The following is a 22,734-nucleotide window of genomic DNA, read 5'->3' on the forward strand; positions in this document are numbered from 1 at the left end:
GGGGCGGTGTCGTATCGGCGGTGTCGTATCGGCGGTGAGGTACCGGCGGTCAGGTGCCGGCCGTGTCGCCGGCCGGGGCGGCTCAGCCCACGTCGCCGCGCGGCAGTGTCAGCTCGAACCAGACGACCTTGCCGCTGCTCAGCCGGGTGGCGCCCCACCTGCGGGCCATCCGGTTGACGAGGAACAGGCCGCGGCCGCCCTCGTCGGTCTCCCGGGCCCGGCGCTGGCGGGGCAACTGCGGGGAGTCGTCGCCGACCTCGCAGCGCAGCACGTCCGTGCGCAGCAGCCGCAGGGTCACCGGCCGCTCGGCGTACCGGACGGCGTTCGTCACCACCTCGCTGACCAGCAGCTCCAGCGAGTCCTGGAGCTCCTCCAAACCCCAACGGGCCAGCGCCCGGCGGGCGAGGCGGCGGGCCCGGCCGGGAGCGGTCTCCTCCGGGTCCAGGAACCAGTACGCCACGTCACTGGGCGCGATCCCGTCGAAGCGGGCCGCGAGCAGCGCGATGTCGTCGTCCCGGTCACCGGGGCCGAGCATGTCCAGCACGTCGTCGCACAACGCCTCCAGGGGCGGCGGGTGATCCACGCCGGTCAACTGCGCGGTGGTGGCCAGCCGCTCCCGCAGCTGCTCGATGCCGGTCCAGACGTCGCGCAGCCGGGACTCCACCAGCCCGTCGGTGTAGAGCAGCAACGTGGCGCCCGCCGGGGCGTCCAGTTCCACCGCCTCGAAGTCCACACCGCCGACGCCGATGGGTGCGCCCGGCGGTACGCGCAGCACCTCGGCGCGCCCGCCCAGGTGCAGGAGCACGGGCGGGGGATGGCCGGCGTTGGCGATGGTGATCCGGTGCGAGACGGGGTCGTAGACCGCGTAGAGGCAGGTCGCCATCCGGTCGGAACCCAGGCGCTGGGCCTGTTCGTCCAGGTGGTGCAGGACCTCGGCGGGCGGCAGGTCCAACTGCGCCAGGGTCTGCGCGGTGGTGCGGAGCTGCCCCATGATCGCGGCGGAGGTCATGGAGTGGCCCATGACGTCACCGACGACCAGCGCGACGCGGCTGCCGGGCAGCGGTATGGCGTCGTACCAGTCGCCGCCGACCCGGGCCGTCTCGGCGGCCGGCAGGTAGCGGGAGGCGAGGCGCACCCCGGTGGGCTGGGGGAGGCTGTCGGGCAGCATGGTGCGCTGGAGTTCGTCGGCGATGTACGCCTCGCGGCCGTACAGCACCGCCTTGTCGATGCCGAGCGCGGTGTGCGTGGCCAACTGCGCGGCGACCAGCAGGTCGTTGGTCTCGAACGCGGGCCGCTCCGGGGTACGCAGGAACACCGCCGCGCCGATCACCCGGCGGCGGCCGCGCAGCGGCGCGAGGATGGCCCGCTGCCCGCGCGGTACGGGATGGTCGCCGCCCAGCAGCTCCGACAGGGCGTCCTTCGCGGCGACGGAGGACCCGAACACCGGGCGGACGCCGCGCAGCACCTCGGCGAGCGGGCCGCCCGGCCGGATCTCGCACAGCTCGGCGGCGGGCAGGTCACCCTGCGGGCCGACCAGCGGGAGCCGGCTGAAATCGAGTTCCCCGCCGGAGCCGCCGGAGCCGGCCGCGCCCGAACCACCCGCTCCGGCGAAGTCGCCGCCCGTCAGGTCGTCGAGGGGCCGGAGCCGGTCGGTGCGACGCAGCCTTAAGACGACCGGGCCGACGGGACGTTCGTCACCGACCGGCAACGGATCGCGCAGGTAGACGAGGATGGCGTCGGAGAAGGTCGGCACGGTGGCCCGGCACAGGCCGAGCACGATCTCGTCGAGGTCGATGCCGCGCGCGATCCTGCGGGTGGCCGCGCCGACGAAGCGCAGCCGGTCGCCTTCGCGGCGCGCGGTGCCGGCATCCGCCGTCCCGCCGCCCGGTACGGGACCGCCCGCCACGGGGCCGCCCGGTACCAGACCGCCGGTCACGAGGCTCCCCGCACCGCCGGCGCCGCCGTCGGCCGCGCCCGCGCCGCCCGGGGCGGACGCCCCGTCGACGGCCGGCCGGCCGCTCCCGCCGCCCCGGGGCCGGGGCAGTTCGGCGGACCGGCCGGGCGCGCGGGCGCCGTCCGGGTCCCCGGCCGTGTTCTGCGCATGCGTGCGCACGGCCTCGGCGGCCACGATCGGGGCCTTGCCGTGGCCGGCGTCATCCGTACCTCCGCCGGAGGCGACGGGCTGCGGGCCCTCCTGGGAGGTGGGGTACTCCGTCACGCGTGGATTTCCGTCCGTCTGCGCTCGATGTGCGCTGCACTCAACTCGGTTCAGTCGCGGTATACCCGCTCAGCGGCAGGGGCACCACCGCCCCGAGGTTCCGCGTCCCGCTCGTTACCTCACCTCGCGTCGGTCCGGCCCAAGTCCCCTGTGCGGCGCGTCGATTACGGATGTCCGACCCGGCGGGGGACGATCCTACGGTCGCACCCCGGGGGCGCATCAAGGGTCTCATGACGTCATATGCGCGGGGGTGCGGTCCCAGTCCTCGGGCAGAACCGGAACCGGCCATCGTGGATCGGGTCGCCAATCCCGCCAGCCGTCCCGGAACGGGGGACCCCACTCCTTGACCACCTCCACGGCCGCGCGGCCCGCCTCCCGCACCCGGTGGGCCAGCGCCGCGTCCACCAACCCGACCCGGCGGGCCTGCGCGAACTCGTCCTCGTCGAGCCACACCCAACTGCGGTCGGGATAGACGGCGATGTCGAGGAAGTGGTCCACCGAGTCCACACCGCCGGACCACCGCGTCCGGGGCTCCTCCAGGTTCACGTACCAGTTCTTGAACCGCCAGTCCCGCTCCCAGAACAGCCACACCGACCACGGCTCACCGGGCCGGGCCAGCTTCAGCACGCCCGCCCCGAACCAGCGCGAGCGTACGGTGGTCCGCGGCGCCGTGTAGCGGGTGGCCAGGGGTTCCGCGTGCACCGGGGTGCCGTCGGCGAGCACCGGCTTCACGCACTCGGTGCCGGGCGCCATCCACACCGCCAGCAGTTCGTCGGTGTCGCGCACCACCGTCACCGGCCGGCAGATGTGCACCGGGCCGCCCCGCCCCGGGGCGTGGTCGCGGTAGCGCCAGAGGATCTGCTCCCCCGGCGCCCAGCGCGGCCGCGGCACCCCGTCGGCGGGCCCGCCCGCGATCCCGGCCGTGATCCCGCCCGCGGGCCCGTCCGCCGCGCCGAGCGCGGGGCCGTGTGCGACGCCGTCCCCGCGGCCTCCGGTACCTGTCATGCGCAGATCTTAGGGCGGGGGCCCGTGCTTGTGCCGCGGCGCAGGTCACGGACCTGCCCGGGGAAGGGAAACGACCGAAACCGGACCCCGTCCCCGGCACTCTTCAGGGCCGGGTCATACCGAGTACGTCCAATGCCTCGTCCAACTGGTCAAGGGTGAGCGCGCCCTGGTCGACGTAGCCGGATTCGAGTACGACTTCCCTGATCGTCTTGCGTTCCGCGAGGGCCCGTTTGGCCACCTTGGCGGCCTCCTCGTAGCCGATGTAGCGGTTCAGCGGGGTCACCACGGAGGGCGAGGACTCCGCGTACTCCCTGGCCCGCTCGGCGTTGGCGGTGATCCCGTCCACCGTCCGGTCGGCCAGCAGCCGGCTCGCGTTGCCCAGCAGCCGGATCGATTCGAGCAGGTTCCGCGCCATCAGCGGGATCATCACGTTGAGCTCGAAGTTGCCGGACGCCCCCGCCACGGCGACGGCGGTGTCGTTGCCCGTCACCTGCGCGGCCACCATCAGGACGGCCTCCGGGATGACCGGATTGACCTTCCCCGGCATGATCGAGGACCCCGGCTGGAGATCCGGGAGATTGATTTCGGCCAATCCGGTGCGCGGACCCGAGGCCATCCAGCGCAGGTCGTTGCAGACCTTGGTGAGCGAGACGGCGAGCGTACGGAGCATCCCCGAGGTCTCCACCAGGGCGTCCCGGGCGCCCTGGGCCTCGAAGTGGTTCCGCGCCTCGGTCAACGGCAGTCCCGTCACGGCGGCCACCTCCGCGATCACCGCGGCGGAGAACCCGGGCGGGGTGTTGATCCCGGTGCCGACGGCCGTCCCGCCCAGGGGCAGTTCGGCGAGCCGGGGCAGGGCCGCGCGCAACCGCTCGACGCCGTAGCGTACTTGGGCCGCGTACCCGCCGAACTCCTGCCCCAGGGTGACCGGGGTGGCGTCCATCAGGTGCGTGCGTCCGGCCTTGACCACCTCGGCGAACTCGGCGGCCTTGCGCTCCAGCGCGGCGGCGAGGTGCTCCAGTGCCGGGATCAGTTCGCCGGTGACGGCGGCGGTCGCCGCGATGTGCACGGAGGAGGGGAAGACGTCGTTGGAACTCTGCGAGGCGTTGACGTGGTCGTTGGGGTGCACCGGGCGGCCGAGCCGCTCGCTCGCCAGCGTGGCGATCACCTCGTTGGTGTTCATGTTGGACGAGGTCCCGGACCCGGTCTGGAACACGTCTACGGGGAAGTGCTCGTCCCAGCGCCCCTCGGCCACCTCCTCGGCGGCGGCGCGCACCGCCTCGGCGACATCCTCGTCCAGCACGCCGAGCCGGGCGTTGACCACGGCGGCCGCGGCCTTCACCCGGGCCAGCGCGGCGATGTGGGCCCGCTCCAGCCGATGTCCCGAGACGGGGAAGTTCTCCACCGCGCGCTGCGTCTGGGCCCGCCACTTGGCGTGCGCGGGGACCCGGACCTCGCCCATGGAGTCGTGCTCGATCCGGTACCCCTCGGGGCCGTCCGTTTCCTGCCGGTCGTCCGTCATGTCGATGACCTCCTCAAAAAGTTGAGCAATTGTCTTGTTCGAAGTGTTCCCAACTCCCCTACCGGCCAGTAAATACCGGGGGTAACACCGATATCGGGGAGGCGTTCATGGCACGTGCCCGTACGAAACCCAGGCTCAGATCTACCTTCGCCGCCGTCGCGGCGATCGCGGCCGCCCTCGGGGGCGTCACCGCCATCACCCCCATGGCCCAGGCGGCACCCGTCGCCGGACCGGCGGTCACCCCCCTCTCGCCCGAACTGGAAGCCGTCCGGGCGGCCGAGGCCACCAAGATCTACGGTGACCCGGCCATCCGCCCGCTCGCCGACCGCAAAACCGGCCTGATCTCGCTCGGCGACAGCGAGATCTCGGGGGAGGGCGTCGGGAACTACGACCCCGCCACCAACACGTCCACCAACCAGTGCCACCGCTCGCCCGACTCGGCGATCCACCGCACGGGCATCCCCGCCGACTTCACCTTCAACGCGGCCTGCTCCGGCGGCTACACCGGAAACATCCGCATCGGCGGCAGCAAGCAGTACCCCGACGAACTGGTGCAGAGCGACAGCCTGGCCATCAAGGCCCGCAACACCCGGATCAAGATGGTGCTGCTGGTAGCCGGAGCCAACGACGACCTCCAGTTCGGCCCCGTCATGACGGACTGCGTCACCCGCTGGGTGCTCAGCCAGGGCACCTGCGAGCCCAAGTACGGCCCCGGCTGGCAGGCCCGGGTCGACGGCCTCAAGCCCAAGGTCGAGGCGACCGTCGCGGACCTCAAGACGGTCATGCGCGACGCCGGCTACGCCGACTCCGACTACAAGCTGGTCGTGATGGGCTACCCGAGCCCCATCGGCCCCGACTTCAACGACAACCCGAACTTCCCCGGCAAGCTCCCCGGGGGTTGCGCCGGCTACGACTCCGACGCCGCCTGGGGCCGCAACTACGCGGTGCCCACCTTCGAGAAGGGCATGCGCGAGGCGGCCCTCGCCTCCGGTGCCACCTACCTGGACGACTCGCGGCTCTTCCACGGCCACGAGGTGTGCATGGAGGACGCCTGGGCCCGCGGCCTCTACCTCGACCTCGGGGACCACTTCCCGTGGGACGAGAACACCGCCCGGCAGTCCTTCCACCCCAACTACCGCGGCCACGGCGCCTTCGCGTCCTGTCTGACCCAGCTCTACGACTCCGGTCTGCGCGAGGCGTCCTGCGCCGACCCGGCGAGCACCGGCACCCCGGTCCTGACCGCCGGCGCCTGGGACTCCCTCTACCAGCCGCTGAAGAACGAGGCGACCGGCAACTGCCTCGACACCTTCGGCGGCTCCAGCGCCAACGACACCAAGGTCGTGGGCTGGGACTGCCACGGCGGCCGCAACCAGGGCTGGTGGTACGACACCGCCCGCAAGGCCCTGCACACCGAACTGACCCAGGACCGCTGCCTGGACGCCCCCGGCGCCAACTACGGCAACGGCACCGCCCTGATCATCTACAACTGCCACGGCGGCGCCAACCAGCAGTTCGTCCGCGACGGCGCCACCCTGCGCCCCGCCGCCGCCACCGGCATGTGCCTGACCGTCGCCGCCCCGCACGAACCGCTGCGGCTGCAGACCTGCAACGGCTCGCCCAACCAGCGCTTCGTCTGACCCGCCCCGCACGGCCCACACCCCACACCCCATACCCCCTCACACCCGGCCGGTCCCCGGCCGGGTGTGCCTACCGGTGCGCTCCGCGGCCCCGGAGCGCCTCCACCTGCTCCCGCACCTGCCGGGGCCGGTTGGTGATCAGCGTGTCCACGCCCAGGCGCAGGCACAGCTCCACGTCCTCCGGCTCGTCCACCGTCCACACCCGCACCGCGAGCCCCTTGGCCTGCAACCGGCCCACCAGGCCCGGGTCCTGGCGTACGAGGTCGATACCCGGACCGGCGTGCCCGGCGAACGGCGGGCGCGCGGGGCGCAGCCGCCGCTCGATCAGGTAGACGGCGGGCAGACCGGGCGCCAGCCGGTGCAACCGGGTCAGGGCGGTCCGCGAGAAGCTCATCACCTCGACCAGGCCGTCGGCGCCGCCGGCGAGCCCGTGCTCCTTGAGCACCCGCACCAACTCGACCTCCAGCCGGCCACCGGCGCGGGTGGGGTGCTTGGTCTCCACGGCCAACCCGACGGGCCGGCCTGCGCCCAGCGCCTCCTTGAGCAGGTCCTCGAAGAGCAGCACCCGCGCCCCTCGGTGCTCCTCGCCCTTCCACCGGCCGAAGTCGAGCGCGGCCAACTCCTCGTAGGTCATGGCGGACACCACCCCGCGCCCGTCCGAGGTCCGCTCCACCCGCCGGTCGTGCACACACACCAACCGCCCGTCCGCACTGAGCCGCACGTCGCACTCCAACGCGTCGGCCCCGTCCTCGACGGCCTGCCGGTACGCGGCCAGGGTGTGCTCGGGGTGGTCGTGGGAGGCCCCGCGGTGGGCGATGATCCGCGGCGTGCGACCGGTGCGGAGGGAGGACGTCACAGTCATACGGGAATCCTTGCGAACCGGGGTGAACGGGAAGGTGCCTCCCTGTCACCCCGAAGTTAACCGAGGCCCGACCCGGCGCGGTGGACGGGCGGCGGCGTGTACGCCCGCGCCCCGCCCGGATCGATCCGGGCGGGGCGCGGTACGGCCGGGCGGCGGCAGCTCAGCCCAGGCCCGGGCCGCGGACCGGGATGTGGGTGAAGGTGGGCTCCGGGGCGGGGTTCTGGAAGAAGTCGTTGCCCTTGTCGTCGACGACGATGAAGGCCGGGAAGTCCTCGACCTCGATCTTCCAGACCGCCTCCATGCCGAGCTCCTCGTACTCCAGGACCTCGACCTTCTTGATGCAGTCCTGCGCGAGGCGGGCCGCCGGGCCGCCGATCGAGCCGAGGTAGAAGCCGCCGTGCGCGCCGCAGGCGTCCGTCACCTGCTGCGAGCGGTTGCCCTTGGCCAGCATGACCTTGGAGCCGCCCGCCGCCTGGAACTGCTCGACGTAGGAGTCCATGCGGCCGGCCGTGGTGGGGCCGAAGGAGCCGGACGCGTAGCCCTCGGGGGTCTTGGCGGGGCCGGCGTAGTAGACCGGGTGGTCCTTGAGGTACTGCGGCATGTCCTCGCCCGCGTCCAGCCGCTCCTTGATCTTGGCGTGCGCGATGTCGCGCGCCACGACCAGCGGGCCGGTCAGCGACAGCCGGGTCTTGACCGGGTGCCGGGTGAGGGTCGCGAGGATCGTCTCCATCGGCTGGTTCAGGTCGACGGAGACCACGTCCGAGTCCTCGGCGAGCTGCTCCTCCGTGGTCTCCGGCAGGAACCGCGCCGGGTCCCGCTCCAACTGCTCCAGGAAGACGCCCTCGGCGGTGATCTTCGCGACGGCCTGGCGGTCGGCCGAGCAGGAGACGGCGATGGCCACCGGCAGCGACGCGCCGTGCCGCGGCAGTCGGACCACGCGCACGTCGTGGCAGAAGTACTTGCCGCCGAACTGGGCGCCGATCCCGATCTTCTGCGTCAGCTCGAAGACCTGCTGTTCGAGGTCGAGGTCACGGAAGCCGTGGCCCAGCGCGGAGCCCTCGGTCGGCAGCTCGTCCAGGTAGTGCGCGGAGGCGTACTTGGCGGTCTTGAGCGCGTGCTCCGCCGAGGTGCCGCCGACGACGATCGCCAGGTGGTAGGGCGGACAGGCCGCCGTGCCGAGCGAGCGGATCTTCTCTTCCAGGAACTTCATCATGGAGGTCTCGTTGAGGACCGCCTTGGTCTCCTGGTACAGGAACGACTTGTTGGCGCTGCCGCCGCCCTTCGCCATGAAGAGGAACTTGTACGCGCCGCCGTCGGTCGCGTACAGCTCGATCTGCGCGGGCAGGTTCGAGCCGGTGTTCTTCTCGTCCCACATGGTGAGCGGGGCCATCTGCGAGTAGCGCAGGTTCAGTCGCGTGTACGCGTCGTAGATGCCGCGCGAGAGTGCCGCCTCGTCGCCGCCCTCCGTCAGCACGTTCTGGCCGCGCTTGCCCATGACGATCGCGGTGCCCGTGTCCTGGCACATGGGGAGCACGCCGGCCGCCGCGATGTTCGCGTTCTTCAGCAGGTCGAGGGCGACGAACTTGTCGTTCGAGGACGCCTCGGGGTCGTCGATGATCCGGCGCAACTGCGCGAGGTGCGCGGGACGCAGGAAGTGCTGGATGTCGTGGATGGCCTCTTCGGCGAGCTTGCGCAGCGCCTCCGGCTCGACCTTGAGGAACGTACGGCCGTCGGCCTCGAAGGTGGAGACGCCTTCGGAGGTCACCAGCCGGTAGGGGGCGGTGTCCTCGCCCAAGGGCAGCAGGTCGGTGTACGCGAACTCCGGCATCGTGGCCATTCCTCACTCGGCAGACAGCGCTGACGACCAATTGGCAGCGCAGTCCTCAAGCGTAGGACCTCGCCGGACGGCTGTGTCTGTGAGGTAAGGCTCACTGGCCCGGGATCGTGGGCTCGGCACGTCCCCGGCGGGGAGTATCGCGATCTATCGTGTTTGGCTATGCTGGCGGCGTGGACCTGGAAAAGCACCCCGCCGCCCCTGCCGTGCCCGCCGTTCCCCCGGCCGGCCTGCGCGCCTCCGACGCCGACCGGGACCGGATCGCGCAGCTCCTCGCCGACGCGCTCGCCGAGGGTCGGCTGACCGCCGAGGAGCACTCCGACCGCCTCGACACCCTGTACGCCGTCAAGACGGTCGGCGAACTGGACGTGCTCGTACGCGACCTGCCCGCGGCCCACGCCGGCGCCTGGCTCCCCGCGACGGGCGCGCCGCCCGCGCCGGTCGTGCCGGTCGGCGGGTCGGTGGGCGCCGAGGCCGAGACGGTCCTGGCCGTCTGCAGCTCCGCCACCCGCAAGGGCCGCTGGCGTCCGGGCGCGCTGATCCGCGCGGTCTCCGTCCTCGGTGACGTCTCCCTCGACCTCACCGAGGCCGTGTTCGAGCAGCGGGTCACCGAGATCAACGTGAGCTGCGTCCTCGGCAACGTCGAGATCGTCGTCCCGGAGAACGTGACGCTCCGCGGCTACGGCGGCGGTGTGCTCGGCAACTTCGAGGTGACCGACGAGGGCGTCGCGGCGGCCGACCCGCAGGCGCCGGTGGTGATCGTGCGCGGCTTCGCGCTGCTCGGCAACATCGAGGCCCGACCCAAGCGCGGCGCCCGGGTGACCGACCTCGCGGCCAAGCGACACGAGCGGCTCGACGGCTGAACCCGGCCCCGGACCACCGCGAGCGGCCCCCGAGGGCGACACGCGTGGGAGCGGAGGGACGCGTTTCGGTCGAAGTTCGCCGGAGCGGCCGACGCGCGGCACGCAGTGCTTAGGGGCACGCACAGCGGGTAGGGACAGACGCATCGTCTCTCGCTCGCGTATACGTCGTCAGGAGTAGACCGTGCCGCATCCGCCGCATCAGTCCCTGCAGGTAGCCGACGTCAAGACTCTCCACGCGCGTCCGGCCGCAGTGCCGAAGCCGCGGGTGCCGGCGAGGGAAGAGGACGGCCCCTGGCATGCGGAGGCGGTGTGCCGCAGGGACGAGGCGGGACTGTTCTTCGCGCCCTCCAAGGAGCCCACCGCGGCGCGGCTCGCCCGCGAGGAGGCCGCCAAGCGGGTCTGTGCGCGCTGCCCGGTGATGGTCGCCTGCCGGGAGCACGCGCTGCTCCAGCCCGAGCCCTACGGCGTGTGGGGCGGCCTGACCGCCGCCGAGCGGCGGGTCCTCCTGGGCCGGCGGCGGCGCCGGGCCGCGGAGCTGCGCCAGGGCGGTGGCGTGGGACCGGTCGCCGCCGCGGGATGACCCCGCCCGAAGGAACGTGAGCGGACAGCACGCGCGAGGGGCGGTCCTCCACCGGGAGGACCGCCCCTCGCGCGCGTTGCCCGCCGGCCGCACGCTCCTACCGCGCGTGGTGGAAGTCGATCGCGCTGTACGCGCGCAGCTTCGACAGGCGGTGGGTGGAGTCGATCTGTCGGATCGTGCCCGACTTCGACCGCATGACCAGCGAGGACGTGGTCGCGGTCTCCGAGCGGTAGTGGACGCCGCGCAGCAGCTCGCCGTCCGTGATGCCGGTGGCGACGAAGAAGACGTTCTCGCCGGACACCAGGTCGTTGGTGTGCAGGACGCGGTCCAGGTCGTGGCCGGCGTCGATGGCCTTCTGGCGCTCGGCGTCGTCCTTGGGCCACAGCTTGCCCTGGATGGTTCCGCCCAGGCACTTGATGGCGCAGGCCGAGATGATGCCCTCGGGGGTGCCGCCGATGCCGAGGAGCAGGTCCACGCCGGTGCCCTCGCGCACCGCCATGACCGAGCCCGCGACGTCGCCGTCCGAGATGAACTTGATCCGGGCGCCGGTCTCGCGGATCTCCTTGACGATGCCCTCGTGGCGGGGGCGGTCCAGGATGACCACGGTGACGTCCTCGACGGCCATGTTCTTGGCCTTGGCGACGCGGCGGATGTTGACCGAGACGGGCGCGTTGATGTCGACGAAGTCGGCGGCCTCGGGGCCGGTGACCAACTTCTCCATGTAGAAGACCGCCGACGGGTCGAACATGGTGCCGCGGTCGGCGGCGGCCAGGACGGCGATGGCGTTCGGCATGCCCTTGGCGTTCAGGGTGGTGCCGTCGATCGGGTCCACGGCGATGTCGACCTCGGCGCCCGTGCCGTCGCCGACCCGTTCGCCGTTGAAGAGCATCGGCGCTTCGTCCTTCTCGCCCTCGCCGATGACGACGACGCCGTTCATCGAGACGGTGGAGATCAGGGTGCGCATGGCGTTGACCGCCGCGCCGTCCGCGCCGAGCTTGTCGCCGCGGCCCACCCAGCGGCCGGCGGCCATGGCGGCGGCTTCGGTGACCCGGACGAGTTCCAGGGCGAGGTTGCGGTCGGGGGCCTCCGGGGAGACTTCGAGCTGGGGCGGCAGGTTGTGCTCGGTCATCGGAGCGCACCTTTCTGTACGACGACGGCCGGGATGTGAGGGTGCTGGAAACTCTATCGGTACGTCGACATATTGAGCAGAGCGGGTCACGTATGAGCGGAATATCGGTCAGGGTGTTGGCCTGAGCGGACATCTTGCGCCCTGGCCGGCGGCTACGTCGGCACGCCGCGCCCTACCCCGGCGGTGATCGCTCCCGCGCGTACGGGACTATGGAGCCGTGGCAGGTATGAAGGGCAAGCAGACGGTCTGGGACATGGTCCGGTCGCTGGCGGTGATCGGCGTCGTCGTGGCGGGCATCTACATGTTCGTCCCGCATGACGAGAACGCCGACCCGACGCACGTGGTCGACTACCGCGTGGAGACGGCGACGGCCCGGCGCGCGGCGCCGTACCCGGTCGCCGCGCCGGTGGGTCTGCCGGCCGAGTGGCGGGCGACGTCGGTGTCGTACGAGCGCAAGAACGCCAACGCCTGGCACCTGGGCTTCCTCGATCCGGACAAGCAGTACGTGGCGGTCGAGCAGTCCAGCGACGCGTCCGCCAAGAACATCGGCACGGTGACCCGGCAGGCCAAGCCCACCGGGCAGTCGCAGCGGATCGGCGACCAGGACTGGGAGCGCTGGGACGGCGACAAGTACGACGCGCTCGTGCGGCAGGAGCAGGGCCACGTCACGGTGGTGACGGGGACGGCCTCCTACGAGCAGTTGGGCGCGCTGGCGGCGGCGCTGGAGTTCAAGCAGGGCCGGTAGGCCGCCGCGGACGTGCGAAGACCGCGGACATGCGAGAGGCCGCCCACCCCGGGATCGGGGCGGGCGGCCTCTCGCGTTGCCGTGGAGCGGGGCTCCGGCGTGGTCGCTGCCGCGCTCAGACGGTCGTGACGACCTGGTCGAACGCCAGGCGCGGGGAGCGCGGGAACCAGGCGTCCTCGCCCGGCTTGCCGATGTTGACGACCATCAGCGGGGTGTGGTCGGCGTCCAGGAACTCCTTCTGGACACCGGCGAAGTCAAGACCCGTCATCGGGCCGGCGGCCAGGCCGGCGGCCCGGACGCCGATGATGAAGTACGCGGCCTGCAGGGCGCCGTTCAGCAGGGCGGCCTGCTCGCGGACCGGGCGCTCGGCGAAGAAGGCGTCCTTGGCCTGCGGGAAGTGCGGCAGCAGCTGCGGGAGCTCCTCGTGGAACTCGTTGTCCGCGGAGAGGATCGCGACCAGCGGGGCGGCGGCGGTCTTGGCCTGGTTGCCCTCGGCCATGTGCTTCACGAGGCGCTCGCGGGCCTCGGGGGAGCGGACCAGCGTGATGCGCAGCGGCGTCTGGTTGAAGGCGGTGGGGCCGAACTTCACGAGGTCGTAGATCGCCTGGACCTGCTCCTCGGTCACCGGCTCGTCGGAGAAGGTGTTGGCGGTGCGGGCCTCGCGGAACAGCAGGTCCTGAGCGGCGGCGTCGAGAACGAGAGACATCGGAAAGCCTTCTTCTATGCGGAGGTGAAGCGCGATGTCCTCGACTCTACGAGAGAGATAGATGAATTTTCAACTAAATCCCTCGGGAGTGAGCGAGGTCACATCCGGGCGCCCGCGACCTTCTACTCGCGGTCGTTCCCGGAACCCTCCTCGGCTCCATCGCGCGCGGCCAGCGCGGAGTCGAGCCGTGCGCGGGCTCCCTCCAGCCAGTGCCGGCACACCTTCGCCAACTCCTCGCCGCGCTCCCAGAGCGCGAGCGAGTCCTCCAGCGAGGTGCCGCCGGCTTCCAGCTTTCGGACGACCTCGATGAGTTCGTCCCGCGCCTGCTCGTACCCCAGCGCCGTATCGGCCTCGGTCATTCCCATCTCACCTTCATGCGCTCGATTTGCGGTGGATCTGCGGTTGAACGGCTCGTGCGGCGAGCCGACGCGCGCCGTCATTCGGCGGCGCGGGCGGCCTCTTGCCCTGCCTCCCCGGCCCGCCGGATCTCCTCGGGCCCACCCGTCTCCGCGGGCCGCCCGGCCCCGTCCACGCGGACCGTGAACTCCCCGGCCGCCACCCGCGCGCGCAGCACGTCCCCGGCGCCGACCTCCTCCGGCGAGCGCACCACATGGCCGTCGGCCCGCTGGAGCACCGCGTACCCGCGCTCCAAGGTGGCCGCGGGGGACAGCGCCACCACCCGCGCCCGGGTGTGCGTCAGCTCCGACTCCGCCCGGTCCAGCAGGTGCCCCAGCGTCCGCCGGCTACGCGCCAGCAGGGCCTCCACCTCCGCCTCCCGGGTCTCCACCATCCGCCGCGGGTGGACGAACACCGGCCGCCCGAGGGCGTGGGCGAGCCCGCGCTCCTCGCGGTCGAGCAGCCCGCGCAGCGCGCGCAACCCCCGGCCCTGGAGCTGGCGTACCCGCTCCAGCTCCTCGCCCACGTCCGGGACCACCTTCTTCGCCGCGTCCGTGGGGGTGGAGGCCCGAAGGTCCGCGACCAGGTCGAGCAGCGGGGAGTCCGGCTCGTGCCCGATCGCCGAGACGACGGGCGTACGGGCCGCCGCGACCGTCCGTACGACCTCCTCGTCGGAGAACGGCAGCAGGTCCTCGACGCTGCCGCCGCCGCGCGCCACGATGATCACATCGACCTCGTCCAGGGCGTCGAGTTCCCGCACGGCCCGGATCACCTGCGGTACCGCGTTCACCCCCTGCACGGCGACGTTGCGCACCTCGAAGCGGACCGCCGGCCACCGGCGGCGGGCGTTCTCCAATACGTCCCGCTCGGCCGCCGACGCCCGCCCCACCACCAGCCCGATCAGCTGCGGCAGGAACGGCAGCGGCTTCTTGCGGTCCGGCGCGAACAGCCCCTCCGAGGCGAGCGAGCGCTTGAGCTTCTCCAGGCGCGCCAGCAGCTCGCCGATCCCGACCGGCCGTATCTCCGTGGCCCGCAGGGACAGCTGCCCGCGCGGCGCGTACCACTCCGGCTTGGCCCGTACGACGACGCGCGCGCCCTCCGACACCAGGTCCGCGACGTCGTCGTAGACCTGGCGGAAGCAGGTGACGCCGAGCGAGATGTCCTGTGAGGGGTCGCGCAGCGTCAGGAAGACCACCCCCGCCCCCGGCCGCCGGGACAACTGGGTGATCTGCCCTTCCACCCACACCTGGCCGAGCTTGTCGATCCAGCCCCCGATGAGCCGGGACACCTGACCGACCGGCAGCGGCGCCTCGGCCGACGTATTCAGACCCATGCAGGCAGGCTAGCCGCCCGGACCGACACCCGTGCCGGGGCCCGCCCTCCCGTCCCGCGCGCGTCGCCCCCGCTGGGCCACCAGCACCCCCAGACCCACCATCAGCCACACCGCCCCCACCACCTGTGCCGTCCACGCCGCCTCGACGATCACCGCGACCGTCACCGCCGCCCCCAGCACCGGGACCACCAGGTGCAGCCACCAGTTCGGGGGGCCCGATCCGCGCCGTACGACGAACCACCCCACCACCGAGGCGTGCAGCAGCGTGAACGCCACCAGCGCCCCGATGTCCACCACCGACACCAGGCGGTCGAGGCCGTCGTCGCGCCGGGCCGCCCACACCGCCGCGACCAGCGTCACCGTCGCCGCCACCAGCAGGGCCGGCCGGGGCGTGCCGTCCGAGGTGCCCGCCAGCCTCCGGGGCAGCCGCCGCTCCCGGGCCATCGCGAACACCAGCCGACCCGCCGCGGCCTGCCCCGCCAGCGCCGCGAAGGCCGCCCCGATCGCCTTGCTCGCCGCGACCAGGTCGTGCAGCCAGGTCCCGGCCGCCGACTCCACCGCGGTGTAGAAGGCGGGCCCCTGTAGCGCCGGGTCGGCCGCCAGCTCCGCCGAGGACAGCGGGATCAGCAGCGCGGCCAGGTAGCCCTGCGCGACGAACAGCACCCCGGCCAGCGCCAGACAGAACAGCACCGCCCGCGCGACCCGCTCCGAGCCCCCCGTCACCTCCTCCGCGAAGGACGCGATGGCGTCGAAGCCCAGGTACGACAGGACCGCGACCGACACCGCGCCCAGCACGGCCGCCACCGAGAAGCCCAGTGCGCCGTCCCCGGTCAGCGGGGACAGCCAACCGCGCCGCGCACCGCCCTGGACCAGCACGGTCACCGCCGCGACCACGAAGACCAGCAGCACCAGGATCTCCATGGAGAGCACCGCGAAGCCCACGCGCGCCGCGGTCCGTACGCCCCACAGGTTCAGCAGGGTCGTCACCACCACCGCCAGCGCCGTCCACACCCACCGGGACACCTCGGGGACCAGGGCGTTCATCGCGATGCCGGAGAAGAGGTAGGCGACCGCCGGGATCAGCAGGTAGTCGAGCATCGCCATCCATCCGGCGATCAGCCCCGGCCCCTCGCCCAGGCCCTGGCGGGCGTACGTGAACACCGACCCGGCGCGCGGCGCCACCCGCACCATCTGCGCGTAGGAGGAGGCCGTGAAGGCCATGGCGACGGTCGCGACGAGGTAGACCAGGGCGACCGCACCGTGCGACTTCGCGTCGAGCGTGCCGAAGACCCCGACCGGGGCCATCGGGGCGATGAAGAGCAGCCCGTAGACGACCAGGTCCCGGAAGCCGAGGGTGCGTCGCAGTGTGGTGGGCGCCGTGGGGGTGTCCGTCGCGGACGCCATCGTTCCTCCGGGGGATAGCCGGTACGTACGTGCGACCCAGTCTGTGTCGAACGGGCGACGACCGGCCTGCCGGAGACCCCCGTACGATGGAGACCATGACTGCTGCCGCCCCTGCTCCCGCTTCCCGCCGCGTCCTGCTCGCCGCCCCCCGCGGCTACTGCGCGGGTGTCGACCGAGCCGTGATCGCCGTCGAGAAAGCCCTTGAGCAGTACGGCGCGCCGGTCTACGTACGCCACGAGATCGTGCACAACAAGTACGTGGTGCAGACGCTGGAGAAGAAGGGCGCCATCTTCGTCGAGCGCACGGAGGAGGTCCCCGAGGGCTCCATCGTCATGTTCTCCGCGCACGGCGTGGCCCCCGTGGTCCACGAGGAGGCGGCGCGCGGCAGGCTCGCGACGATCGACGCGACCTGCCCCCTGGTCACCAAGGTGCACAAGGAAGCCATCCGCTACGCGAACGAGGACTTCGACATCCTCCTCATCGGCCACGAGGGCCACGAGGAGGTCATCGGCACCTCCGGCGAGGCCCCCGACCACATCACCATCGTGGACGGCCCGCACGACGTGGAGAAGGTGACCGTCCGCGACGAGTCGAAGGTCGTCTGGCTGTCGCAGACCACGCTCTCGGTGGACGAGACGATGGAGACCGTCGACGCGCTCAAGACCAAGTTCCCGCTGCTGGTCTCGCCCCCGAGCGACGACATCTGCTACGCCACCTCCAACCGGCAGGCCGCCGTCAAGCAGATGGGCGCCGACTCCGACCTGGTGATCGTCGTCGGCTCCAAGAACTCCTCGAACTCCATCCGCCTGGTCGAGGTGGCGCTGGACGCGGGCGCGGGCGCGGCCCACCTCGTGGACTTCGCGAGCGAGATCGACGAGGCGTGGCTGGACGGCGTCACCACCGTCGGTCTGACCTCGGGCGCCTCGGTGCCGGAGGTGCTGGTCGAAGAGGTGCTGGAGTGGCTGGCGCAGCGCGGCTACGGGGACGTGGAGATCGTCAAGACGGCCGAGGAGTCGATCGTCTTCTCGCTGCCGAAGGAGCTGCGCCGCGACCTGCGCGCGGAGGCGGCCGAGCTGGTCGCGGGACGCGGCGGGGCGGCCGACATCGCCGAGTAGGCCGACCGGTAGGCCGCGGCCCGCGCCGTTCTCTACGGTGGTCCCATGGAGATCTTCGGCGTGGACATCGGCGGAACCGGCATCAAGGGCGCTCCCGTGGACCTGGACCGCGGCGAGCCCGTGGGCGAGCGCCTGAAACTACCGACACCGCAGCCGGCCACCCCCGAGGGGGTGGCCGACGTCGTCGTCGAGGTGGTCCGCCACTTCGAGTGGGACGGCCCGGTCGGCGTCACCTTCCCCGGCGTCGTCACCGACGGCGTCACCCGCACCGCGGCCAACATGGACCCCGCCTGGGTCGGCGTGGACACCGCGTCCCTGCTCACCAGCCGGCTGGGCGGGCGCCCCGTCACGGTGCTGAACGACGCGGACGCGGCCGGCGTCGCGGAGATGACCTACGGGGCCGGCCGCGACCGCTCCGGCACGGTCATCCTGCTCACCCTCGGCACGGGCATCGGCAGCGCCCTGTTCACCGACGGCCGACTGGTGGCGAACACCGAGCTCGGGCACCTGGAGCTGCACGGCCACGACGCGGAGAAGCGGGCCTCGGTGAAGGCCAAGGAGGACGCGGACATGACGTGGGAGCGCTGGGCGCGGCGCGTCCAGAAGTACCTGGCCCACGTGGAGATGCTGTTCTCGCCCCAGCTCTTCATCATCGGCGGCGGCGTCAGCCGCAAGCCCGAGAAGTTCCTCCCGCTGATCGAGGGCATCCGCGCGGAGATCGTGCCGGCGCAGCTCCAGAACAACGCGGGCATCGTCGGCGCGGCGATGGCGGCCCGGTCGGCGTCCAAGCCGGCGTAGTACCGCTCGGCGAGCACGTCCGGACGGCGGCTGCCCGGCCATCCCTCACGCCACGCGCCTGGGCAGCCGCCGCTTCCCGATCAGCGCGGCCTTGCGCACCAGCGCGATCAGCGCGGCGACGACGGTCCCCGCGTACAGCCAGCCGGCGTGCAGGGACAGGGCCGACACGATGCCCATCAGCTCTCCGCCGAAGCCACCCGAGCCGCCCGAGACGGGCCACACCCCGACGGCGAAGGCGATCGGCACGGCCACCGGCGCGGTGATCAGGTCCGCCGGGCGCACCCAGAGCGCGGTGGCGGCGGCGACGGGAAGGAAGAGCAGCCCGTACGCGAACAGCGACGAGCCGAACAGCAGCCAGTCGATCCCGGCGACCAGGACCATCGCGGCGCACGCGAACAGCCCGCCGCCGAGCCCGGTCAGCCGGGGCCGGGGCAGCCGCCGGACGGGCGCAGGCCGCGGCGTCGCGGCCGACGGGGCCGTCGAGCTCGTCGGGGTCGTAGGGGGCCGTCGTACGGGGCGCTTCGTCCCGTATCGCTCCACGCTGCTGTACTCCTCCACCCGGTGCTCCACCCTGTAAGGCTCCACCGCACCAAACTAGGCGCGAGGGGCCGCCCGGGGCGGCCCGGACACGCGTACATCGAGCGCCACTCAGCGGAAAGTAAACTGTCAGGTGGCCCAGCCCCGGGCCGCCGCCCCCTCCAGCTACGGGAAGTCGCCAACGTGTCGCTCACGATCGGAATCGTCGGCCTGCCGAATGTCGGCAAGTCGACCCTGTTCAACGCCCTGACCAAGAACGACGTGCTGGCGGCCAACTACCCGTTCGCCACCATCGAGCCGAACGTCGGCGTCGTCGGTGTCCCGGACCACCGGCTGGCCGTCCTCGCGGACATCTTCGGGTCGCAGAAGGTCCTCCCGGCGACGGTCGACTTCGTCGACATCGCGGGCATCGTGCGCGGCGCGTCGGAGGGCGAGGGCCTCGGCAACAAGTTCCTCGCGAACATCCGCGAGTCCGACGCCATCTGCCAGGTCATCCGCGCCTTCAAGGACGAGAACGTCGTCCACGTCGACGGCAAGGTCTCGCCCAAGGACGACATCGAGACGATCAACACCGAGCTGATCCTCGCCGACCTCCAGTCGATCGAGAAGGCGGTGCCGCGCCTGACGAAGGAGTCCCGCCTCCAGAAGGAGAAGGTGGCCGTCCTGGGCGCCGTCACCGAGGCGCAGAAGATCCTCGAAGCGGGCGACACGCTCTTCTCCAAGGGCATCACCAAGGGCACGGAGAAGGGCGACCTCCTCCACGAGCTGCACCTGCTGACCACGAAGCCGTTCCTGTACGTCTTCAACGTCGACGAGGACGAGCTGACGGACGAGGCGTTCAAGGACGAGCAGCGCGCCCTGGTCGCCCCGGCCGAGGCGATCTTCCTGAACGCCAAGCTGGAGCAGGAGCTCATCGAGCTGGACGACGACGAGGCCCTCGAACTCCTCCAGTCGGTCGGCCAGGAAGAGCCCGGCATGGCCACCCTGGGCCGCGTCGGCTTCACCACCCTCGGCCTCCAGACCTACCTGACGGCCGGCCCGAAGGAAACCCGCGCCTGGACCATCAAGAAGGGCGCCACCGCCCCGGAGGCGGCCGGCGTCATCCACACCGACTTCCAGCGCGGCTTCATCAAGGCGGAGGTCATCTCCTTCGCCGACCTGGTCGAGTGCGGCTCGGTCGCGGAAGCCCGCGCCAAGGGCAAGGCCCGCATGGAGGGCAAGGACTACGTCATGCAGGACGGCGACGTGGTGGAGTTCCGCTTCAACGTGTAGCGGGCGACTCACCGCAGTACGACTGGTCTAGCGAATCCGCAGATCAGAAGGGGTCCGACTCTTGGGAGTCGGACCCCTTTCCTCATGGTCGTTTGTGTGGTGCTGGGAGGTGCAGCGCGGTGCTGGGCCGGCAGTGGTACGTTATCAGGTACCACTGGGTGGAAGGTGTTACGTCGTGTCGATAACCGCTAGCGAAGCCCGCAAGGAACTCTTTCCGCTGATCAAGAAGGTCAACGAGAACCACGAGGCCATCGAGATCGTCTCGAAGCACGGCAATGCCGTGCTCGTCTCGGCCGAGGACTACGCGGCGCTGCGCGAGGGTTCGTACCTGCTGCGCTCGCCGGCGAACGCCCGGCGGTTGCTGAAGGCGTACGAGAACGCGCTGACCCACGTCAATGTGTCGGAGCGCGAGCTGATCGATCCGGACTCGGCGGACACGGGCGCCTCGTGAGGCTTGTCTTCGAGGATCAGGGCTGGGAGGACTACACGTCCTGGCTCAAGAACGACCGCAAGATGCTCGCTCGGATCAACAAGCTCATCGAGGACGTCAGGCGCGACCCGTTCTCGGGGATTGGTAAGCCCGAACCTTTGAGGTACCACCTACCCGGCGCGTGGTCGCGGCGGATCGACGACGAGCACCGCCTCGTCTACCTGGTGACGGACAAGGAGATCGTCATCCTCGCGGCTCGGTACCACTACTGACCGCCCGTGCTGGGATGGTGCCGGGAGAGACTCCTTTCGAAACGGCGTTTCCGCCAGGTCGCAGCTCCGCATTCGACGTTCCGCTTCCTCACCGCCGGCGGTGGACTTGAACCGGTCCCCGCTTCTCGGAGTCGGCCCCTTCGCCGTCACCGCGCCGGATGGGTGCGGGAGATCGCTGACGCCGGATCAGCCGGTATCAGCGGCTGTGTCATGCGCCCAAAAGTACGGTGCGTCCCATGTGTACACACGTCGGTGCGGCCGCTGATCCATAATCGGCGCGTGGATGTCGTCGGGATGCTTGAGGCCGCTTCGTTGTTGGTGCCCGAAGGCGTGGCCACCGGTGACGACATCACGGTGTCCGACGTCTGGGACTACCTCGCCCACGACGAGTGGGAGGCCGCGTTCCTGCTGCTGGAGGAGTTGGCCGGCGAGTGGACCGCGCCGCCGGGGTTCTGGGAGGCGCTGGGGCGGGCGGCCGAAACGGCGGGGCTCGAACGGAGCCGGGAGTGGTGCCGGTGGCGGGAGGCCGAGACCCGTCTGGGGGTCGTAAGGGCCGAACTCGTGCTGCGCCCGGCCGGTGAGACGTTCCGGCGGACGCCGATTCCGGGCGCCGGGGTGCTGCGGCCGATGTGGGACATCGGCCGGCGCCGGGCGGATGGCACGCGCGACCTGTACGTCGCCCGCGTGTGGGTCGAACACGCCCCCGACCTCGCGCCCGGCGCGCGGGCCCCGGTCCGTCTCCTGCCGCTGACGCCGACGCGGTGGGCGCACCTCGCCCCGGGCGACCGGATCACGATGTACGAGACGGCGGTGGCGGGTGGAACGGCGACGGTCCTGGAGGCGCGGCCGCTGCGGCTTCCCGCAGTGCGGGTTTACCACCCCCCGGAAACCTTGATCCCGCGGTAGGTGTTGCATGAACATAACTGGGCGCACCTCCTCAGCGCAGTCGTCCGCACGGCCACGCACCCCACGAGAGAGACACCATGCACCGCTTCGCCGCCGCCCTTCTCGTTTCGACCACGGCCCTGATCGCCCTGCCCGTCGCCTCGGCCCGGGCGGCGGCCCCCGCCGGCCTGCGGGTGGTCGGCGGGGCCGCCGTGGCCGGCGACATCGGGTGGGACTCGGCCAAGCCCGCGCCCACACCCCTCCCCGGCGCCTGATCAGGCACAGGAGCCCGGGGTCGCCGCCTCCTCGGAAACGTTGTCGAGCAGCCCCGACTTGGCGATCAGGTAGCCCAATTGGGCCCTGCTGCGGCTCCCCAGCCGCGCGGACATCTTCGCGACGTATTCCTGGCAGCGCCGCACACTGATGCCGAGTTGCCCGGCCGTCACCGAGTCCGTGTCGCCGGCGACGATGTGCCGCATGATGGCCAGCTCCAGGTCGTCGGTGACGCGGCTCGCGGCCCGGCCGCCGCCGGGCGCGGTGAAGGCGACCGCCCTGACCCACGAGCGTTCGAAGAGGGCGACCAGGAACGAGACCACGGCCGGGGCACGGATCTCCGCCGCCGCCCGGCGGTCGTCGTCGGCGGGGATGAACGCCACCGTCCGGTCGAAGATGATCAGACGGTCGAAGTTCTCGTCCAGCGTGGCCACTTGGGCGCCGCGCTCCTGGATCGCGCGGACGAAGTCACGCGTCGCCGAACCGGACCGCGCGCTGTGCTGGTAGATCGTCTTCATCGTCACCCCGCGGTCCAACATGTCGAGCGTGGGCGGCAGCGACTCCTTGAGGACGGCCGCGGATCTGGCGCCGCCGGGCTGTGAGGTCAGCACCTCGGCACGGCATTCCCGGGCCGCGAGACGGATGGCCGCGTTGATGTTCGCGAAGCCGGTGTGCGTCACGTATCCGTAGGTGTCGCGAAGGTGACTGTTCCGGTACTCGGCGACGACCTGACCCAATTCCTCCTGCACCCGGAGAAGATTGATCGCCGAGCGGGCCGAGCTTTCGAGGATCTCGGCCACCACGTAACTCCCGACGGTTTCGGGATTCACGGGAGTGAAGCCTGTTTCGCTTTGTTCATCCGGGACGGCGAGGCCGGACGAGAGCAGTCGCTCCAGCGAGTCGACCCGGGCTTCGACCGCC

23 protein-coding genes are annotated in these 22,734 nt (G+C 71.7%); 11 read left to right on the forward strand and 12 right to left on the reverse strand.

The features are described 5' to 3' along the window. Window positions 1-82: 82 nt before the first annotated feature. The 3 genes from ACFVXJ_RS23265 to ACFVXJ_RS23275 all read right to left on the reverse strand — a co-directional run bounded on the left by ACFVXJ_RS23265 (window position 83) and on the right by ACFVXJ_RS23275 (window position 4,742). Window positions 83-2,218 carry a SpoIIE family protein phosphatase gene (locus ACFVXJ_RS23265; RefSeq protein ID WP_389664285.1) on the reverse strand — a complete coding sequence of 712 codons (2,136 nt, stop codon included), beginning with the start codon at window positions 2,216-2,218 and terminating at the stop codon, window positions 83-85. Window positions 2,219-2,446: 228 nt separating this feature from the next. Continuing rightward, a complete protein-coding gene (locus tag ACFVXJ_RS23270) occupies window positions 2,447-3,223 on the reverse strand; it encodes a DUF402 domain-containing protein (protein ID WP_389664287.1) in 777 nt (258 codons plus the stop codon). Window positions 3,224-3,326: 103 nt separating this feature from the next. Continuing rightward, a complete protein-coding gene (locus ACFVXJ_RS23275) occupies window positions 3,327-4,742 on the reverse strand; it encodes a class II fumarate hydratase (RefSeq protein ID WP_389664289.1) in 1,416 nt (471 codons plus the stop codon). Between the two features lie 107 nt (window positions 4,743-4,849). Here ACFVXJ_RS23275 and ACFVXJ_RS23280 point away from each other — a divergent pair, with 107 nt between their 5' ends. Next, entirely contained in the window at window positions 4,850-6,379 is a 1,530-nt protein-coding gene (locus tag ACFVXJ_RS23280; RefSeq protein WP_389664291.1) for a ricin-type beta-trefoil lectin domain protein, read from the forward strand. A gap of 70 nt (window positions 6,380-6,449) precedes the next feature. Here the strand turns inward: ACFVXJ_RS23280 and ACFVXJ_RS23285 are convergent, their stop codons facing one another. Beyond that, window positions 6,450-7,241 (reverse strand): glycerophosphodiester phosphodiesterase, encoded by a 792-nt coding sequence (locus tag ACFVXJ_RS23285; RefSeq protein ID WP_389664293.1) that lies wholly within the window; start codon window positions 7,239-7,241, stop codon window positions 6,450-6,452. A 160-nt stretch (window positions 7,242-7,401) separates the two neighbouring features. Continuing rightward, complete coding sequence (locus ACFVXJ_RS23290) at window positions 7,402-9,069, reverse strand: fumarate hydratase (RefSeq protein WP_389664294.1); 1,668 nt, start codon at window positions 9,067-9,069, stop codon at window positions 7,402-7,404. Between the two features lie 179 nt (window positions 9,070-9,248). Between ACFVXJ_RS23290 and ACFVXJ_RS23295 the strand changes: the two genes are divergently transcribed. Beyond that, the gene (locus ACFVXJ_RS23295; RefSeq protein ID WP_389664296.1) at window positions 9,249-9,938 is read left to right on the forward strand and encodes a DUF1707 domain-containing protein; all 690 of its coding nucleotides are present in this window, start codon (window positions 9,249-9,251) and stop codon (window positions 9,936-9,938) included. A gap of 181 nt (window positions 9,939-10,119) precedes the next feature. Then, a complete protein-coding gene (locus tag ACFVXJ_RS23300; protein WP_389664297.1) occupies window positions 10,120-10,518 on the forward strand; it encodes a WhiB family transcriptional regulator in 399 nt (132 codons plus the stop codon). 97 nt (window positions 10,519-10,615) lie between these two features. On the opposite strand, the gene glpX is transcribed toward ACFVXJ_RS23300, so the two are convergent. Continuing rightward, on the reverse strand, window positions 10,616-11,647 hold the full coding sequence (glpX, locus tag ACFVXJ_RS23305) for a class II fructose-bisphosphatase (protein ID WP_136213856.1): 1,032 nt from the start codon (window positions 11,645-11,647) through the stop codon (window positions 10,616-10,618). Between the two features lie 226 nt (window positions 11,648-11,873). Between glpX and ACFVXJ_RS23310 the strand changes: the two genes are divergently transcribed. Next, entirely contained in the window at window positions 11,874-12,392 is a 519-nt protein-coding gene (locus ACFVXJ_RS23310) for a DUF4245 domain-containing protein (protein WP_389664398.1), read from the forward strand. Window positions 12,393-12,507: 115 nt separating this feature from the next. Here ACFVXJ_RS23310 and ACFVXJ_RS23315 read toward each other — a convergent pair whose 3' ends face one another. The 4 genes from ACFVXJ_RS23315 to ACFVXJ_RS23330 all read right to left on the reverse strand — a co-directional run bounded on the left by ACFVXJ_RS23315 (window position 12,508) and on the right by ACFVXJ_RS23330 (window position 16,231). After that, window positions 12,508-13,098, reverse strand: a complete 591-nt coding sequence (locus tag ACFVXJ_RS23315) for a malonic semialdehyde reductase (RefSeq protein WP_389664299.1) — start codon at window positions 13,096-13,098, stop codon at window positions 12,508-12,510. 122 nt (window positions 13,099-13,220) lie between these two features. Next, on the reverse strand, window positions 13,221-13,457 hold the full coding sequence (locus ACFVXJ_RS23320) for an exodeoxyribonuclease VII small subunit (RefSeq protein ID WP_361310004.1): 237 nt from the start codon (window positions 13,455-13,457) through the stop codon (window positions 13,221-13,223). Between the two features lie 77 nt (window positions 13,458-13,534). Further along, the gene (gene xseA, locus ACFVXJ_RS23325; protein WP_389664301.1) at window positions 13,535-14,827 is read right to left on the reverse strand and encodes an exodeoxyribonuclease VII large subunit; all 1,293 of its coding nucleotides are present in this window, start codon (window positions 14,825-14,827) and stop codon (window positions 13,535-13,537) included. A 9-nt stretch (window positions 14,828-14,836) separates the two neighbouring features. Then, window positions 14,837-16,231: an APC family permease gene (locus tag ACFVXJ_RS23330; protein WP_389664303.1), complete on the reverse strand. Its 1,395-nt coding sequence runs from the start codon at window positions 16,229-16,231 to the stop codon at window positions 14,837-14,839. Between the two features lie 86 nt (window positions 16,232-16,317). Between ACFVXJ_RS23330 and ACFVXJ_RS23335 the strand changes: the two genes are divergently transcribed. Both ACFVXJ_RS23335 and ppgK read left to right on the forward strand, forming a co-directional pair. Beyond that, window positions 16,318-17,346 (forward strand): 4-hydroxy-3-methylbut-2-enyl diphosphate reductase, encoded by a 1,029-nt coding sequence (locus ACFVXJ_RS23335; protein WP_389664305.1) that lies wholly within the window; start codon window positions 16,318-16,320, stop codon window positions 17,344-17,346. Between the two features lie 45 nt (window positions 17,347-17,391). Beyond that, the gene (gene ppgK / locus ACFVXJ_RS23340; protein ID WP_389664306.1) at window positions 17,392-18,144 is read left to right on the forward strand and encodes a polyphosphate--glucose phosphotransferase; all 753 of its coding nucleotides are present in this window, start codon (window positions 17,392-17,394) and stop codon (window positions 18,142-18,144) included. 45 nt (window positions 18,145-18,189) lie between these two features. On the opposite strand, the gene ACFVXJ_RS23345 is transcribed toward ppgK, so the two are convergent. Continuing rightward, entirely contained in the window at window positions 18,190-18,579 is a 390-nt protein-coding gene (locus ACFVXJ_RS23345; RefSeq protein WP_389664399.1) for a DUF6542 domain-containing protein, read from the reverse strand. Between the two features lie 285 nt (window positions 18,580-18,864). On the opposite strand from ACFVXJ_RS23345, the gene ychF reads away from it, so the two are divergent. From ychF to ACFVXJ_RS23370, 5 genes are all read left to right on the forward strand, one after another. Beyond that, window positions 18,865-19,953, forward strand: a complete 1,089-nt coding sequence (ychF, locus tag ACFVXJ_RS23350) for a redox-regulated ATPase YchF (RefSeq protein ID WP_389664308.1) — start codon at window positions 18,865-18,867, stop codon at window positions 19,951-19,953. A gap of 175 nt (window positions 19,954-20,128) precedes the next feature. Then, window positions 20,129-20,404 carry a type II toxin-antitoxin system Phd/YefM family antitoxin gene (locus ACFVXJ_RS23355; RefSeq protein WP_389664310.1) on the forward strand — a complete coding sequence of 92 codons (276 nt, stop codon included), beginning with the start codon at window positions 20,129-20,131 and terminating at the stop codon, window positions 20,402-20,404. Beyond that, complete coding sequence (locus tag ACFVXJ_RS23360) at window positions 20,401-20,655, forward strand: Txe/YoeB family addiction module toxin (protein WP_389664312.1); 255 nt, start codon at window positions 20,401-20,403, stop codon at window positions 20,653-20,655. The genes ACFVXJ_RS23355 and ACFVXJ_RS23360 overlap by 4 nt, the downstream gene beginning before the upstream one ends. Before the next feature lie 279 nt (window positions 20,656-20,934). Continuing rightward, on the forward strand, window positions 20,935-21,561 hold the full coding sequence (locus ACFVXJ_RS23365; protein WP_389664313.1) for a hypothetical protein: 627 nt from the start codon (window positions 20,935-20,937) through the stop codon (window positions 21,559-21,561). 77 nt (window positions 21,562-21,638) lie between these two features. Continuing rightward, window positions 21,639-21,815, forward strand: a complete 177-nt coding sequence (locus ACFVXJ_RS23370) for a hypothetical protein (RefSeq protein ID WP_389664315.1) — start codon at window positions 21,639-21,641, stop codon at window positions 21,813-21,815. On the opposite strand, the gene ACFVXJ_RS23375 is transcribed toward ACFVXJ_RS23370, so the two are convergent. Further along, the gene (locus tag ACFVXJ_RS23375; protein ID WP_389664317.1) at window positions 21,816-22,643 is read right to left on the reverse strand and encodes a helix-turn-helix transcriptional regulator; all 828 of its coding nucleotides are present in this window, start codon (window positions 22,641-22,643) and stop codon (window positions 21,816-21,818) included. It lies immediately after the preceding gene. Between the last annotated feature and the right edge of the window lie 91 nt (window positions 22,644-22,734).

The sequence above is a fragment of the Streptomyces sp. NPDC058279 genome (assembly GCF_042881255.1).
Lineage (GTDB): Bacteria > Actinomycetota > Actinomycetes > Streptomycetales > Streptomycetaceae > Streptomyces.

Coding starts and splice junctions, on each gene's coding strand:
- ACFVXJ_RS23315 (WP_389664299.1), bottom strand. CDS start 13,098: ATGTCTCTCGTTCTCGACGCCGCCGCTCAGGACCTGCTGTTCCGCGAG.
- ACFVXJ_RS23270 (WP_389664287.1), bottom strand. CDS start 3,223: ATGACAGGTACCGGAGGCCGCGGGGACGGCGTCGCACACGGCCCCGCG.
- ACFVXJ_RS23310 (WP_389664398.1), top strand. CDS start 11,874: ATGAAGGGCAAGCAGACGGTCTGGGACATGGTCCGGTCGCTGGCGGTG.
- ACFVXJ_RS23320 (WP_361310004.1), bottom strand. CDS start 13,457: ATGACCGAGGCCGATACGGCGCTGGGGTACGAGCAGGCGCGGGACGAA.
- ACFVXJ_RS23285 (WP_389664293.1), bottom strand. CDS start 7,241: ATGACTGTGACGTCCTCCCTCCGCACCGGTCGCACGCCGCGGATCATC.
- ACFVXJ_RS23330 (WP_389664303.1), bottom strand. CDS start 16,231: ATGGCGTCCGCGACGGACACCCCCACGGCGCCCACCACACTGCGACGC.
- ACFVXJ_RS23335 (WP_389664305.1), top strand. CDS start 16,318: ATGGAGACCATGACTGCTGCCGCCCCTGCTCCCGCTTCCCGCCGCGTC.
- ACFVXJ_RS23290 (WP_389664294.1), bottom strand. CDS start 9,069: ATGCCGGAGTTCGCGTACACCGACCTGCTGCCCTTGGGCGAGGACACC.
- ACFVXJ_RS23280 (WP_389664291.1), top strand. CDS start 4,850: ATGGCACGTGCCCGTACGAAACCCAGGCTCAGATCTACCTTCGCCGCC.
- ACFVXJ_RS23370 (WP_389664315.1), top strand. CDS start 21,639: ATGCACCGCTTCGCCGCCGCCCTTCTCGTTTCGACCACGGCCCTGATC.
- ACFVXJ_RS23275 (WP_389664289.1), bottom strand. CDS start 4,742: ATGACGGACGACCGGCAGGAAACGGACGGCCCCGAGGGGTACCGGATC.
- glpX (WP_136213856.1), bottom strand. CDS start 11,647: ATGACCGAGCACAACCTGCCGCCCCAGCTCGAAGTCTCCCCGGAGGCC.
- ppgK (WP_389664306.1), top strand. CDS start 17,392: ATGGAGATCTTCGGCGTGGACATCGGCGGAACCGGCATCAAGGGCGCT.
- xseA (WP_389664301.1), bottom strand. CDS start 14,827: ATGGGTCTGAATACGTCGGCCGAGGCGCCGCTGCCGGTCGGTCAGGTG.